Source organism: Paenibacillus sp. FSL R5-0527, assembly GCF_038008055.1.
Taxonomy (GTDB): domain Bacteria; phylum Bacillota; class Bacilli; order Paenibacillales; family Paenibacillaceae; genus Fontibacillus; species Fontibacillus macerans.
In genome coordinates this window covers 3,103,128-3,117,698 of the sequence record NZ_JBBOYI010000001.1, presented here as the reverse complement: position 1 = coordinate 3,117,698, position 14,571 = coordinate 3,103,128, and the positions used below count along the sequence as shown (strand labels likewise).

Below are 14,571 nucleotides of genomic sequence, written 5' to 3'. Positions count from 1 at the left end.
ACAAGCAATTTCCGTGCCAACATGCCACGGCGAGCAGAAATTTTTGAGTTTTCGGCGCCAGCAGGAACATTTCGTACGACTGCCCTACCGGCGCGCAATCAACCGGGTGCAAAAAAATTCCCAAAACGGGAATCTCGAGTGCGAGAATCGTCCCATTTTGGGAATTCTAAAATGGCGAACTTAACACATAAACCGAACTGAACCGAATAATTAATGATCTCCGTGATTGCCTTTGGACGGGTTGGTGATGACGAAGCCTTCCTCCGGAAAATACAAGTAATCGATCTTCACGCCGTCAAGCAGCGGATCGGTACCTTCCACGAGCACGTCGATCTCCTTGTCCGTTTTTACGATTTGTCCCTTCTCGTCCGGTTTCACCAGATCCAGGCCATAGTGGGCGTGATCGCCATGCGAGTGGGTGATGAATACTTTAAGCACCAAGCCCTGGTTTTCTTCCTTTTCCAATTCTTTTTTTATCACTTTCGCCGCGTTGCGGGTAATTTTCACGTTCATACGATCGCTCCTATATCAGTTAATGGGTAGACATCTAACATTCCTATTGTAAAGAAACCCGGCAAAACAAGCAAGGCTGTCTGCTAAAAATTGCCCGCTACAAACTGTTCGCTACAAACTGTTCGCTACAAACTGTTCGCTAAAAATCCGCCTTGCACCATCAGTTCATCAAATCTGATCTAACAAGATACATTTCCAAACACGAAACTATTCTAACGGTTGCCACAACCACTATTTGCTCCAAAAACGCCGATTTCAAACTCTAACGGTTGCCACGGCGCTTATTTTACTGAAATCAGGCTAGTTTTGCTTAGATTCAGACAAATAACGGCGCTCGCAACCGTCCCTCGTATTTAAGAAGTTTTCTCACGAATACTCACTTATTCGCAGGATTTCGCTACCTTGAAAAGCGAAGAGATGGGGGAGCTCCGGACAAAAAGCCGTGGTTTCTTGCAAAAGGGTGTGCAGGAACAGAAGTCGTGCATCTTTGCACTTCTCCAAAAAATGGTTTCCTGCACCCTCCACTCGGCCCCTGGAGGTTCACCCTCCCATGTCTCTACGGGTCTTCGCCCTTACATTCCTTCGTTGTACCTGTCCAAGGCGTGGAGACCGATTGCGTTTAAAAGATGGGTCATTTGCCCTTACGGTTGCGAAACTCGGTTCTGTGTTGCTTTCTTTGTTCGAATCCTGCGAACGAGTCAATCTTCGTATGACGACGGATTATCAGCCAGGCTCGGTTACGTCAATAGATTTAGGCTAGGCGACTCGGTGGACCGCTATCTCGGAGCGATACGGTTCCCCCTTCTGAACCATGCCAATGAGGATTCGAGCGAGTTTGCCGATTAACTTGGTGATTGAAGCCATCTTCTTCATTCCTTTCTTCAGGTTGTACTCATGCCATCGCTTAAAGTCCGGATGTTGGCCAACCAAGCCCAGCACGCCCAGGTAGAGATACTTGCGAAGCATGCTGTCCCCGCGCTTGGAGAGCTTGATCTGTCCTTTGAACTTGCCCGAAGTACGTTCCGCTAGATTCAGACCGGCCCGGCGCAGCAGTTGACGCCCATGGGCATAGTTACGCAAATCTCCGGCACAAGCCAGAAGGGCCGCGATCGTTATGGTTCCAAGGCCTTTAATACTTCGCAACTGCCCAGCTAGCGGAATACAGCCTAGTAACTTCTTGACTTCCTGCTCGATCTCCTCAAGCGACTTGACGGCATATTCATACGCATCCAGCAAACGCTGCAGGTCACGCCGCGCTTCTTCAAGTGCCTGTATATCGCCGATACTATGTGCAGCCACCAGAAGAAGCCGGGCGGCCTTCGCTTTGCCACTTACTCCGCCCGCACGTTTCATCCCTTGCTCACGCCAAGCTTCGATCACGTCATCCGTACGAAGACCCTGCAAGTCGGACGGCAACGGAAAGGCGCGGAGCGACGCCAGAGAACGCAAAACTGTCCAATCCGGGAAGACCGAACGGAATTCCGGAAACTTCAGATCGATCCAGCGGATAATGCGATTTCCCAGGCTCACCTGCTGCTTGACCCAAAATTCTCGATCACTCATAACCGCCTTGAGTCGTTTGAAAACAGCCGCCTCTGGCGTATAGTCCGTGTAGAAGCCTCGGCTAACTACGTCGGCAATGTTCAATGCATCCTTGGGATCGTTCTTGGACGGGCAATTGTCGCGATTTTCCTTATTACGATGCACTGTTACCGGGTTCACCAGTACCACCGTGATCCCTTGCTCCCGTAACCAATTCGCGAGATTGAACCAATAGTGGCCTGTGGGCTCCATGCCGACGATGAGTGAGGATAGATGGTGTTTGTCCTGTACGTCACACGTCCAGCGCAGAAGCTTCTCAAAGCCTTCCCGCGTGTTTGCGAACGACAGATGGCGTGGTGTCAGGACACGCCCCCGAAAATCGGTCACTTGGGCGGCATGAACATCCTTGGCGATGTCAATCCCGATGATCGCATGCTGCATGGTAATTCGTTCAATCCGTTGATTTGTGGTTTGAATTCGAGTAGACTTCATAGTAAGCGCCTCCTGATAGGTTTTAAGGGCTTTTGACCCGTCGACACCCCTATCATACGAGGCGCTCCTGTTTTTTTCAAAGACGAAATCTTAACCTACACAGGAATGTTTAGAATTTAAAAAAGGTCTTTTTTCGTAAAATAGCCGCCGCTGCAACCGTTAGATCCCCGGTAGACCCGAAGCAGCAAGGCTGCAAAATCGTCTTGAGCAAGAGTTAAAGAAACGCTAAAGGGGGGATTGCACCGACAATCTGCCAGCAACAACCGCCGAGGAGACTTAACCGAAAAAAGCTCCCCGGCGTACGCCGGGTAAGGCCCATAGCTAAACTCCCGGATATTTCCGTTCGGCCCGGGTGACGAACCAATTCATCAACAGCATCGTCACGGCCATATCGTCGATCGGGATAAACGGCAGCACGTCCGGCAGAAACCAATACAACAGCGCCGGCGCGACCAGCAGCAGTTTGTCGGTGAACGGCACGTTCCCGGAGGTCAGGAGCGGCAGAGTACGGCGAAAAATATGGGACCAGTGCCGAAGCGATAACATTTTCGTCCATCTCATATGACTTCCCCCTCCTCTTTGAATCCTTATTTCCTACTATATAGTTTATCCCAAATCGTTGATTTCAGCATCCGGAACCCTCGCGGCGCAAAATTTATAACTCGATGACTTCAATGACCGGCGGATGCCGTAACGTATTGCTGATCGTGCAAACCCGTTCCACATTGGCGATCAATTTGTTCTTGTAGTCCACTTCCAGGATATGCGGCAGCTTCAATTCAACGTGAAAATGAGTAAACCGGCTTTTGACGCCTGGCTCCTTCAAAGCCGAAACCTCCACCTCCACTTGGGACGGGTCCACTGTTATTTCATCACGTTCCAGCAAATTCCGCAACGTGATTGAAATGCACAGCCCCAGCGAAGCCTCAAGCAATTCCTTGGGATTCAGGCCGGTTTGATCCGGACCGGGTGCGCCGATCAGTTGAAATCCCGCCCCGTTGTATATTTCATTTCGCCCGTTGGCGAATTTGATTGTCGTCATGGATTACACGCTCCTTTCCATTTTCGCTTGACTCAAATTTCAATTGGCCCGCTCTCGGCCAGGTGACAGGCCACCATATGAGCGGCCCCGTTCTCCCGCAAAGCGGGGGACGCCGCGCGGCAAATTTCCGCCGCCAACGGGCAGCGGGTATGGAAGGCGCAGCCGGCAGGCGGCGACAGCGGAGACGGGACCTCCCCTTTGAGCACGATCCGCTCCTTCATCCGGCCGCGGGCCAGATCGGGAACCGCCGAAAACAGCGCCTTCGTATAAGGATGCTGCGGGTTTTCGAACAACTCTTCGGTCCCCGCTTCCTCCACGATCCTCCCCAAGTACATGATGCCGATCCGGTCGGAAATGTAGCGGACCACGCTGATGTCGTGCGTAATAAACAGCATGGTCAACTTCCGCTCCCGCTGCAGCTGTTTGAGCATATTCAAGATTTGCGATTGAATGGACACGTCCAGCGCGGATACCGGTTCGTCGCAGATCAGGATTTTCGGATCGAGGATCAACGCCCGCGCGAGTCCCAACCGCTGCCGCTGCCCGCCCGAGAGCTCATGCGGATAACGGAAATAATGCTCGGGCTGCAGCCCGACCGCCTGCAAAATCTCGAACGCCTGCGCCCTCCGCTCCTCCTTGCTTCCCAGCTTGTGGATCAGCAGCGGCTCTTCCAAAATAGCGCCGATCCGCTTTCGCGGATTCAGCGACGAATAGGGGTCCTGGAAAACGATCTGAATATCCTTCCGCAATTTGCGAAGTTCCTTTTTGGACAGTTTGGTTAAATCCCGGTTCCCGTACTTCGCCTGTCCGGAGCTGGCCGGAGTAAGCCCCGCCAGGACTCGTCCGGTCGTGCTTTTGCCCGAACCGGATTCGCCGACAAGGCCGTAGGTTTCCCCTCCGTATAAGGAGAGGGACACCCCGTTTACCGCATGGACTTGGCGTTTGCCTTTGGCCCCGCCAAGAAACGAGCCCGAGGCGGGGAACCTTTTTTCCAGCGCTGCCGCCTGCAGCAGCGGCTCCGTCAAAGAAGCGTGTTGAGTCATTCGGCGATCCCCTCTCCTGAACGTGAACGGCTGATTTTGGCGAAATGCCAGCATTTGACGCGGCGCCCTACGCCGGCCTTCTCCACCGGCGGCTCATTTTGCCGGCATTGCTCGTCGGCAAACGGACATCTGACGGCAAAGCGGCACCCTTGCGGAATCTGGCTTAGCGGCGGAACCGTTCCGGGAATCACATGCAGCGGCTCGTCGCGGTTCCCCGACATTTTCGGCAGGGAGCGGATCAGGCCTTGCGTGTAAGGATGAAGCGGGTCGGAAAACAGGCGGTCCGCCGGCGCCTCCTCCACGATTTGGCCCAAATACATCACCTTGACGCTGTCACATATTTCGGAGACGACGCCCAAATCATGGGTGATGAACAGCACGCCCATGTTCAGCCGCTTGTTCAAGCCGGCGATCAGTTCAAGAATTTGGGCTTGGATCGTGACATCCAGCGCGGTGGTAGGTTCATCGGCAATAAGCAGCTTCGGCTCGCAGGACAAGGCCATGGCGATCACCGCCCGCTGCTGCATCCCGCCGGACAGTTCATGCGGGTAGCTGCGCGCGCGCTCCTCCGGCGAAGGAATGCCGGTCAGCCGCAGCATCTCCACCGCCCGCCTCATCGCCGCCTTCCGCGGCAGCCGTTGATGCATGGCGATGCCTTCCGCAATCTGATCTCCGATCGTGTACAACGGATTTAAAGAAGTCAGCGGATCTTGAAAAATCATGGAGATCTTGTTCCCGCGGATCTTTCTCATGCGGGAAAGCGGAAGGTCCAGCAGATTTTGGTTCTCGAACAACACCTTCCCCTCATATTCGATTTCGTCCGTGTGCTCAAGCAGCCGGAGCAGCGATTGCGACATCACGCTTTTTCCGCAGCCCGATTCTCCGACAATACCGACGACTTCGCCGCGCTGCACGGAAAAGCTGACCCCGTCCACGGCGGTCACCCTTCCCCGTTCCGTATAAAAATGCGTTTTTAGATTTTCCACTGCCAACAAAGGCTCTTCACTCACGATGCAACCTCCCTTTTAGCCCAGGAAATCCCCAGTATTCAGGCCCCCCGCCCGAACAGGCGTCTCATTTTCCGTTGTCTCTGCTTGCCGCGCGGGTCGAGCAGATCGCGCAGTCCGTCCCCGAGCAGATTTAAGCTCAGCACGGAGAAAATGACGGCGGCGCCCGGAAAAACGATCATCCACCAGGCCTTGCCGATCACCAGCTTGCCCGCCTGCAAAATATTGCCCCAGCTCGCCGCCGGCGCCGGTATTCCCGCCCCCAAAAAGCTTAAGGCGGCTTCGGATATAATCGCCTCGGCAAACACGAAAGTAGCCTGGACGAGCAGCGGAGACAAAGCATTTGGAGCAATGTGCAGCCAGATAATCCGGTTTGCGCCGGCTCCTTGCGCCTCCATGGCTTCCACGTAGGCCTGCTCGCGGATCACCAGCGCGGCGGAACGGACGGTTCTGGCTATGCTTGGCGTGAACACGATCGTTAAAGCCCCGATGACGTTCAAGGAGGAGGCGCCCAATGCGGCCATTAAGGCTATAGCCAGCAAAATGCCCGGGATGGCGATCAAACCGTCGCAGATCCGCATTAAAATATGGTCGAGCAGCTTGTAATAACTAGCATACAGACCGATCACAAGACCAAGCGCGGACGAAATCAGCGAAACGGCCAGGCCGACGCTCATGGATACCCGGGTCCCGTAGACCATGCGCGTCAGCAGATCGCGCCCGAATTCGTCGGTGCCGAGCAGGTGCCCCGCGCCAGGCGCCTTAAGCCGATTGACCACGTCCATCGAGGTCGGGTCGAACTTCACGAGCAGCGGCCCAAGCGCCGCGATGGCGAGCAAAACAAGCAGGATTGCGCCGCCGCCCAGCAAGCTGCGGTTGCCCCCGATTCGCGCAAGGAGCATCCGGCGATGCTCTTTTTTCAACCGCTGGCTTAGCGCCGCGATCTCTTTTTTGTCCTGTAACATGTTCATTGCTTTTCTCCCCTACTTAGAACTGCCGCTATTTGCGATCGAGCCGTACCCTGGGATCGACGGCGCCATACAATAAATCGATCAGCAAGTTAATGCCCACATACACGAGGGTGACGGCCAGGACAACTCCTTGAATGACCATAAAGTCCCTTCGAACGATCGAATTCAAAATAAGCTGCCCCAAACCGGGGATGTTAAAAATCGACTCCACCACGACCGCTCCGGTCATAAGTGATCCAAAGCTCTGCCCGATGACCGTCAAGATGGGCAAAAAAGCGTTCCGAAAAGCGTGCTTCAAAAGCACGCGGCTTTCCCGCAGGCCCTTGGCCCTGGCCGTCTTGATAAAATTGAAGCTCAACGTTTCGAGCATCGACGCCCGCGTCATCCGCGTAATCAGCGCCGCCTGGATCGTGCCGAGGGAAATCGCCGGCAAAATCAAATATTTCAGGTGATTCCACAGCCCGGCATCCAGCGGTTCATAACCCGCCACCGGCAGCCACTGCAGCTTCACGCCAATAAGCAGCATCAGAAACAGCCCCAGCATAAAGCTTGGGATGGCCATGCCCAGCAGCGAAACGCCCATCAATGAAATGTCCGCCAAGGAGCCCCGCTTATAGGCTGCGATAATTCCGAAAGGAATGGCCAAAATCAGCGCGATCGCCTCGGCCAGCACGGCCAGGGAGAGCGTTGGCGGAATATGCTCCACTATCGCCTCGGCTACCGGCTGATGCATAAAAATCGATTGGCCAAGATCCCCTCTGGCAACGCTTGCGATCCAACCGGCATATTGTTTGTACAGCGGACGATCGAACCCGAGTTGTTCATTTAAGGACGCGATGTCGGCTTCCGTTGCTTCCATGCCGAGCATCGTCGCGGCGGGGTCGCCGGGCATGACGTGAATGATCAGAAAAATCGCCAGCGTCACGACAAACAATACCGGAACCAGCGACGCCAGCCGTTTGATGAAATATCCGAACACAGGTCATCCCTCATTTATTGAAATCTGACGAATCAAAGGAGGATGGCCCGCCGCGCTGCCTCGCGGACCATCCTTCCGGCTTGCTCTATTGGGATGCTTTGGCGTTCCAGAGAATAAAGCTGTCCTGAACCGCAAAGCCTTCAACGTTTTTCGTCGTCGCGATAACGCTGTTGTAATGGCCGAGCACCGTAGCGGCTCCATATTCGTAAAGGAAGGTTTGGATTTTCTCCCACTCCTGCTTTGCATCCTCGGGCGTGGCGGCTCCGCGCAATGCAACGATGCCGTTTTTGACGGTGTCATGGTCGAGCCCCGCCCAATCCGGCGTAACGACGAGCATTTGCGGCGGAGTCAGCTGGTAGCCCGTGCTGGCCACGAACAGATCCCATTTGCTGCGGTCATTTTTCGTTTCAAGAAAAGTCGGAAAATCGTAGTTGTCCACTTTGACGTTGAATCCGGCCTTCTTAAGCTGATCCTGAATCACCAAGGTGGCCGTGTACATTTCGGCATAATCCTTGGTTGTCAGCAAGGTGATTTCTTCGCCGTTGTAACCTGCTTCCCGCAGCAGCTGCTTGGCCTTCTCCGGATTGTTTTGATTGTAGTATTCTTTGCCCGCGTCCGTGCTCCATTGCGGCTGTTTCAGGTTCATGTACCCCGGAGACAACGTGTACAGTTCGGGTTTGGCGTAGCTGGCCAGCAAAATCTCATCATCGTTCAGCGCGGCCAGGATCGCCTGGCGGAGCTTGTCATTTTTAAGCAAGCCTTCGCTGGTATTCAGGAACGCCGTCAAGGCTCCGCCGGCATATGTATGCAATTGAATATTGCTGTCGGCGGCAAGTTCATCGTAGTTTTCGGTCGGAATGCTTGCGGCCACATCGTATTTGCCCGTTTGGATACCCGCGATCCGCGTCGCCGGGTCAGAGACGAAGTAGAAAAACAGGTTTTGCGCAGGCGCTTCTTTTTTGCCGGAATACCCGCTGGCCTCCATATCAAGTCCCTTATAGCCGTCATATTTCACAAGCTGAATGTACTGGTCCTGCTTCCATTCCTTGAACTGATACGGACCGGTCCCGATATATTCCTTGAGCCCGTCCGCCGTCACCCCATCGATCACTTCTTTGGGCATAATGGCCGGGAACTGGGCATGCGAGGCCAGGAGGGTCAACACATCCGAAGTCGCCTTTTCCACAGTCAATTTCACCGTATAGTCGTCGATTTTCTCAAACTTGGCCCCTGCCAGCAGCGATTTTGCGCGCGAGGAAGTCTCCAGCCAGCGGTTCATCGAAGCTATGACATCATCCGCGACCATTTCTTTTCCGTTATGGAACGTGACTCCCTTGCGAAGAGGGAACGTGTATGTCAACCCGTCATCGCTTTTTTCGACGGATTCCGCCAGCTGCGGAACGGGTTCATATTGCGCATTCAAAGTATACAGCTGTTCAAAAATATTCCCCGCGATGTCAAATGTGACGGCGGAAACCGTACTGGCCGAATCCAAAGTCGGCGGCTGGGCGGTTACGGCTACATTAAGCGTATCCTTGTACTCCTTTGTCTGCTCCGACGCACTGCCGTCATTTTGCGCGGAACCGGCTTGGGTGGCGCCACCGCTCCCTTTGCCGCAAGCGGAAAGCGCCAACGACAACACCAGGATCAACGCCACCACGTTTAATTTATTTACTCTCATCTGAATCCTCCCCCACCAATATACCAAGTTATTTTATCGGATTAATAGAAATAAGTATAGGTCAGGATTGGCAGACTGTCAATTCATTTTTGCTAAAAAATGTCGAAAAAGCTCGGCGGAGATCATGCTCAACACCTCCGATTTCTCATTGACAATTTTTCATCCGTGTACTAGAGTATTTAGCAAATCTGCTATACCCCAATAATTTCCTGAGCTTCAATATTATTTTTTTGAACTTAATTCCGATTAAGTGGACAGGAATTATAAGTCTTAATTAAGCAGGAGGGAGATCTGTCATGAGCACTGTTTTGATGAACCGGCGGGAGCGGATTAAGCTGCATATCGAGGCCGCAAAAAAGCGGTATATCGAAACGAGCCGGGCGATTCACGCGCGGCCGGAGATCGGCAATGAGGAGTTTTTCGCTTCGCAAACGCTGGCCAAGATTTTAGAGGACGCCGGGTTTGAGGTAAGCTGGAACATCGCGGGTCACGAAACCGGCTTTGTCGCCCGCAAGGGTTCCTCCAAACCCGGGCCCAAAATCGGCTATCTTGCCGAATACGACGCTTTGCCCGGGCTTGGCCACGCCTGCGGCCATAATTTGATCGGGACGATCAGCACCGCGGCGGCGATCGCGCTCGCCGGAGTTGCGGAGGAAACCGGAGGAGAAGTGTATGTGTTCGGCACGCCCGCCGAAGAAGGGGGCACCAACGGCAGCGCCAAAGGCAGCTTTGCCAAGCACGGGCTGTTTGATGGCATCGATGCGGCGCTGATGATCCACCCGTCCGGAGAAACGCGGCTGACCGGACCAAGTCTGGCCGTCGATCCGCTTGATTTCCATTTTTATGGCAAACCCGCCCATGCCGCCGGCTCGCCGGAGCAAGGGATCAATGCGCTGGACGCGGTCCTGCTGTTGTTCAACGGAATCAACGCTCTAAGGCAGCAGCTTCCGGACCATGTGCGCATTCACGGCATTATTACGCACGGCGGTGATGCCCCGAATATTATTCCGGAATACGCTGCGGCGCGGTTTTACATCCGTTCGACGACTTGGGCGGAGGCGGAGGAGATTTCGGCCAAAGTGCGTAGGATCGCCGAGGGCGCGGCGCTTGCGACCGGCAGTACCGTCAGAATCGAACGGTTTCAGAACGAAGTGAAGGACATCATCATCAACCGCACGCTTGACGAAATCGTCGGAAAGGAACTGGAGCATTTGGGCGAAACGCTGATTCGCGAAGAGCGGAAAGGGCTGGGATCTACCGATGCCGGCAACGTCAGCCACGTCGTTCCGACCTCGCATGCCTATATTAAAATCGGTCCGGCCGATCTCGTTGCGCATACTCCCGCTTTCCGCGAGGCGGCGGCATCCGCCGAAGCGGACGAGGCGCTGATCACCGCCGCCAAGGCGCTCGCTTTGGCCGGTCTGCAGCTGCTGGAAAACCAGGAACTGCTGATCAAAGTGAAGGAAGACTTTGCGCGCACGCACGGGTAATTCCACGCGCGACGGATAATCCTTGGCGCAGCCGCGGATTAGAGGGTTCGATGCTGCCATTAAACCAATTATTTCAATGCAAATAATAAGATTAAATGGTTAGGAGGCATGAAAAATGAAAACAAAATGGAAGCAAAGCTTGTTGTTGAGCGCGGCCGTGGCCCTGGTGCTGGCCGGCTGCGCCGCAAACCAAGCGGGCGAGGCGAACGGCGCGAATCAAGCGGCCGCAAACCGAAACACGGAAAAACCGGCGGCACGGCAAGTTCTCAACTGGATCATCGCCAGCGAGCTGCCGACCGCCGACTCCGTGAAATCCTATGATACGTTAAGCTCTTCGCAAATCGAGATTTTTGCCGAAGGGCTCTACAAAATTGACGGAAACAACCAAACGGTGCCCGTCCTCGCCACCGGCGATCCGGCGATCAGCGAGGACGGCCTGACCTATACGATCAAGCTGCGGGACGGTTTGAAATGGTCCAACGGCGACCCGCTGACCGCGAAAGACTTCGTGTATGCTTGGAGAAGGCTGTTTGATCCGGACACTGCGGCGCAAAACGCAAGTACATATTTTAACATCAAAAACGCCCAAGCGATCAACGAAGGCAAGAAACCGAAGGAAGAACTGGGCGTCGAAGCCGTCAGCGACACCGAGCTGAAGATCACCCTGGAGTATCCGGACACTTATTTTACCGCCTCCCTGTCCTCGGTCAATCTGTTTCCGCAGAATGAAGCGTTTGTCGCCGCCAAAGGCGAAGCCTACGGAACCAACAGCGACAACACGCTGGGCAACGGCCCGTTTGTGCTGACGGATTGGGATGGAACCGGCCTCACCTGGAGCTACAAGAAGAACGAAAACTACTGGGACAAAGAAAACGTCAAACTGGACCAAATCAATATCCAAGTCGTGAAGGAAATCGGGACCGGCATCAATTTATACGAATCCGGGGCCGTTGACGTGGCGTCATTGTCCGGCGAGTATATCGCCCAATATATTAACGATCCCGAGTATTTGTCCGTGTTAACCTTGACGGATTCCAACCTCGAGCTTGGCATCAGCTCCAACAAGGCCCTGCAAAACGAAAACTTCCGCAAAGCGATCTCGCTGGTGATCAACCGGGAGGAACTGGTCAACAACGTGCTGATCGACGGTTCCAGGCCGTTGACCGGGATCGTTCCAAAAGGCATTGCCGTCCACCCGGAGACGGGCGCCGACTTTTCCGACGAGGCGGGAACGCTTGTCGCCACCGATGTAGAGGAAGGCAAAAAGCTGTGGGAACAGGCCAAAAAAGAACTGGGAACAGACAAGATCACGCTTGAACTGATTGCCAGCGACACGGACGCGGCCAAGAAAACAAGCCAATATTTGCAAAGCCAGCTGAAAACGAACCTGCCCGGCGTTACGATCGAGCTCAGCAATGTGCCGACCAAGGTCCGGTTCGATAAGATGATGTCCTACAAATTTGACCTGGCGCTCGGCGGCTGGACCGGCGACTTCGACCCGGTCAGCTACTTGAACCTGCTGTATTCGACCTATGAGCATAACCATGCCAAATACAGCGATGAAGCCTACGATGCTCTGATCACGAAAATAAAAACCGTGGACTCGACCGATCCATTAGCCCGCTGGCAGGACATGCAGGAGGCGCAAAAATACATTTTGGGCAAAGCCCCCATCGTTCCGCTGTACCAGGGAGCTTCCAATTACTTGGTCAAGTCCAAGGTCAAAGGCATCGTAACCCACAACCTCGGCACTCCGCTGGAAATTACGCGGGCTTATATCGAAGAAGGCACCGCCAAGTAAATAAGTTGGAGATGATTTCGCCTTGAGGACTTATTGCAAATTTATTGCCAAACGGCTGGTTTACATGGCGGCTACGCTGCTGTTTATCAGCTTTATCACCTTCCTGCTGATGAATTTTTTGCCGGGGAGCCCCTACAGCAATGAAGAAAAGCTGACGGCCCAGCAGCGGGAAATTATGAACGAAAAATACGGGCTGAACAAACAGCTTGGCGAAAGGTACCTGATCTATATGTCCGGCATCGTCCGCGGCGACTTCGGCATATCGCTGCAGTTCAGCAATCAGCCTGTCAGCAAATTGCTGGCTGAGCGGATCGGGCCGTCCGTTCAGCTTGGCCTGCAAGCGATGATACTCGGCACAATGCTGGGGATTGTGCTGGGAACCGTCTCCGCCATGTACCAAAACAGCTTGCTCGACACCTTTGCTTCCCTGTCCGCGATGATCGGCCGCTCCATCCCGAACTTCATATTCGCGGTTTTGCTGCAGCTTATTTTCGCCGTGAGCTTAAAGTGGCTGCCGATTGCGCTGTGGAACGACGGGTTCCGTTCCACCATCCTGCCGACGCTGGCCCTTTCGATGTCGCCGATGGCCGACGCGGCCCGCTTTATCCGCACCGAGATGATTGAGGCGCTAAGCAGCGATTATGTGGAATTGGCCAGAGCCAAAGGTCAAAGCGAGCGGCGTATCGCTGTGGTGCACGGACTGAAGAACGCGCTCATCCCGCTGCTAACGATTATGGGGCCGATGACTGTTGGCCTCATGACAGGCTCGCTGGTGGTGGAGAACATTTTTGCAATTCCCGGTATCGGAGAGCAGTTCGTCAAATCGATCCTGACCAATGATTACGCGACGATTATGAGCGTCACCCTGTTATATTCGGCGCTGCTGGTTGCCGTCATCTTAATTGTGGACATTTTATACGGGATCATCGATCCGCGGATCAGGGTTGCGGGAGGCAAATCATGAGTAGGATCGGCAGAAATATAAACGAAGTTCCGGCAATTCCGGATTCCTATTTTGAACCATTAGACAGAGACTATTTTAGAGAGATGGAAAAGGCGCCGCCGCCTGCGCTCTCCATTTATGGGGACGCCTGGCGGCGGCTTAAGAAAAATAAGGCCGCTTTTGTATCGCTTTATATTTTGCTGGCGATCATCCTAATCGCATTTGCGTCGATCCGATATACGCCGCAGGACCCGAATCTGCAAAATTTGCCGCACGCCAATTTGCCGCCGCGTATTCCCGGCGTCGAGATTAACGGGTTTAACGGTCTGGCCAAAGTTTCCGGTGGGTGGGTCGACAAATACGCGCTGGCGAAAGCGCCTGCGGACGTGAATTACTATTTCGGCACGGATGCCTTCGGACGCGATTTACTGTCGCGCGTGCTGGCGGGAACGCGCATCTCGCTGCTGATCGCCGGCGCGGCCGCCCTTTTCGACGTGTTTATCGGCATCACCTACGGTTTGATTTCCGGCTGGCGGGGCGGATTTACGGACAATATCATGCAGCGTGCGCTGGAGATCGTCTCAGGGGTGCCTACACTGGTGATCGTCATTTTGATGCTGCTCGTTTTTAAACCGGGAATCCCCTCGATCATCATCGCTTTGGCCCTCACCGGCTGGATCACGATGGCCCGCGTCGTGCGCGCGCAAACGCTGAAGCTTAAGGAACAGGAATATGTCCTCGCCGCGCGGACGCTCGGCGTGCCTTTTTACCGCATCGCGCTCAAGCATATCATTCCGAACCTGAGCGGCATCATCATCATTCAGACGATGTTTACCATTCCCAGCGCGATATTTTTCGAGGCTTTTCTCAGCTTTATCGGCATCGGGGTGCGCGCTCCCGACGCGTCGCTGGGCACGCTGCTGAACGAAGGGTACAAAACGTTTCGCTTTCTGCCGCATTTGATGTGGGTTCCCGCCGCCGTGCTGTGTCTGATTATGATTTCTTTCAACCTGCTGGCGGACGGGCTGCGCGACGCTTTTGACCCGAAAATGAAAGATTAGGAGATA

At 54.3% G+C, this 14,571-nt stretch carries 13 protein-coding genes; 4 read left to right on the top strand and 9 right to left on the bottom strand.

Features of this window, described 5'->3' with window-relative positions; all coding sequences use genetic code 11:
• Positions 1–210: 210 nt before the first annotated feature.
• The 9 genes from NYE69_RS13795 to NYE69_RS13755 form a co-directional block, all read right to left on the bottom strand.
• Positions 211–513 carry a heme biosynthesis protein HemY gene (locus tag NYE69_RS13795; protein WP_036624332.1) on the bottom strand — a complete coding sequence of 101 codons (303 nt, stop codon included), beginning with the start codon at positions 511–513 and terminating at the stop codon, positions 211–213.
• A 756-nt stretch (positions 514–1,269) separates the two neighbouring features.
• Entirely contained in the window at positions 1,270–2,547 is a 1,278-nt protein-coding gene (locus NYE69_RS13790; RefSeq protein WP_326045729.1) for an IS110 family transposase, read from the bottom strand.
• A gap of 321 nt (positions 2,548–2,868) precedes the next feature.
• A complete protein-coding gene (locus tag NYE69_RS13785) occupies positions 2,869–3,108 on the bottom strand; it encodes a hypothetical protein (protein ID WP_036624333.1) in 240 nt (79 codons plus the stop codon).
• A gap of 94 nt (positions 3,109–3,202) precedes the next feature.
• Positions 3,203–3,589, bottom strand: a complete 387-nt coding sequence (locus NYE69_RS13780) for an OsmC family protein (RefSeq protein ID WP_326044220.1) — start codon at positions 3,587–3,589, stop codon at positions 3,203–3,205.
• A 32-nt stretch (positions 3,590–3,621) separates the two neighbouring features.
• Positions 3,622–4,632: an ABC transporter ATP-binding protein gene (locus NYE69_RS13775; protein ID WP_326044221.1), complete on the bottom strand. Its 1,011-nt coding sequence runs from the start codon at positions 4,630–4,632 to the stop codon at positions 3,622–3,624.
• Positions 4,629–5,642, bottom strand: coding sequence for an ABC transporter ATP-binding protein (locus NYE69_RS13770; RefSeq protein WP_326044222.1), 1,014 nt, complete (start codon positions 5,640–5,642; stop codon positions 4,629–4,631). Before NYE69_RS13770 ends, NYE69_RS13775 begins: the two co-directional genes overlap by 4 nt.
• Positions 5,643–5,680: 38 nt before the next feature.
• Complete coding sequence (locus tag NYE69_RS13765; protein WP_340926612.1) at positions 5,681–6,610, bottom strand: ABC transporter permease; 930 nt, start codon at positions 6,608–6,610, stop codon at positions 5,681–5,683.
• 28 nt (positions 6,611–6,638) lie between these two features.
• Positions 6,639–7,589 (bottom strand): ABC transporter permease, encoded by a 951-nt coding sequence (locus NYE69_RS13760; RefSeq protein WP_340926611.1) that lies wholly within the window; start codon positions 7,587–7,589, stop codon positions 6,639–6,641.
• Positions 7,590–7,674: 85 nt separating this feature from the next.
• The gene (locus NYE69_RS13755; protein ID WP_340926610.1) at positions 7,675–9,270 is read right to left on the bottom strand and encodes an ABC transporter substrate-binding protein; all 1,596 of its coding nucleotides are present in this window, start codon (positions 9,268–9,270) and stop codon (positions 7,675–7,677) included.
• A 296-nt stretch (positions 9,271–9,566) separates the two neighbouring features.
• Between NYE69_RS13755 and NYE69_RS13750 the strand changes: the two genes are divergently transcribed.
• The 4 genes from NYE69_RS13750 to NYE69_RS13735 all read left to right on the top strand — a co-directional run bounded on the left by NYE69_RS13750 (position 9,567) and on the right by NYE69_RS13735 (position 14,565).
• Entirely contained in the window at positions 9,567–10,760 is a 1,194-nt protein-coding gene (locus NYE69_RS13750; RefSeq protein ID WP_340926609.1) for a M20 family metallopeptidase, read from the top strand.
• Positions 10,761–10,875: 115 nt separating this feature from the next.
• Positions 10,876–12,561, top strand: a complete 1,686-nt coding sequence (locus NYE69_RS13745; protein ID WP_340926607.1) for a peptide ABC transporter substrate-binding protein — start codon at positions 10,876–10,878, stop codon at positions 12,559–12,561.
• Between the two features lie 22 nt (positions 12,562–12,583).
• Entirely contained in the window at positions 12,584–13,525 is a 942-nt protein-coding gene (locus tag NYE69_RS13740; protein WP_340926606.1) for an ABC transporter permease, read from the top strand.
• Positions 13,522–14,565 carry an ABC transporter permease gene (locus tag NYE69_RS13735; protein WP_340926605.1) on the top strand — a complete coding sequence of 348 codons (1,044 nt, stop codon included), beginning with the start codon at positions 13,522–13,524 and terminating at the stop codon, positions 14,563–14,565. Before NYE69_RS13740 ends, NYE69_RS13735 begins: the two co-directional genes overlap by 4 nt.
• Positions 14,566–14,571: the final 6 nt, after the last annotated feature.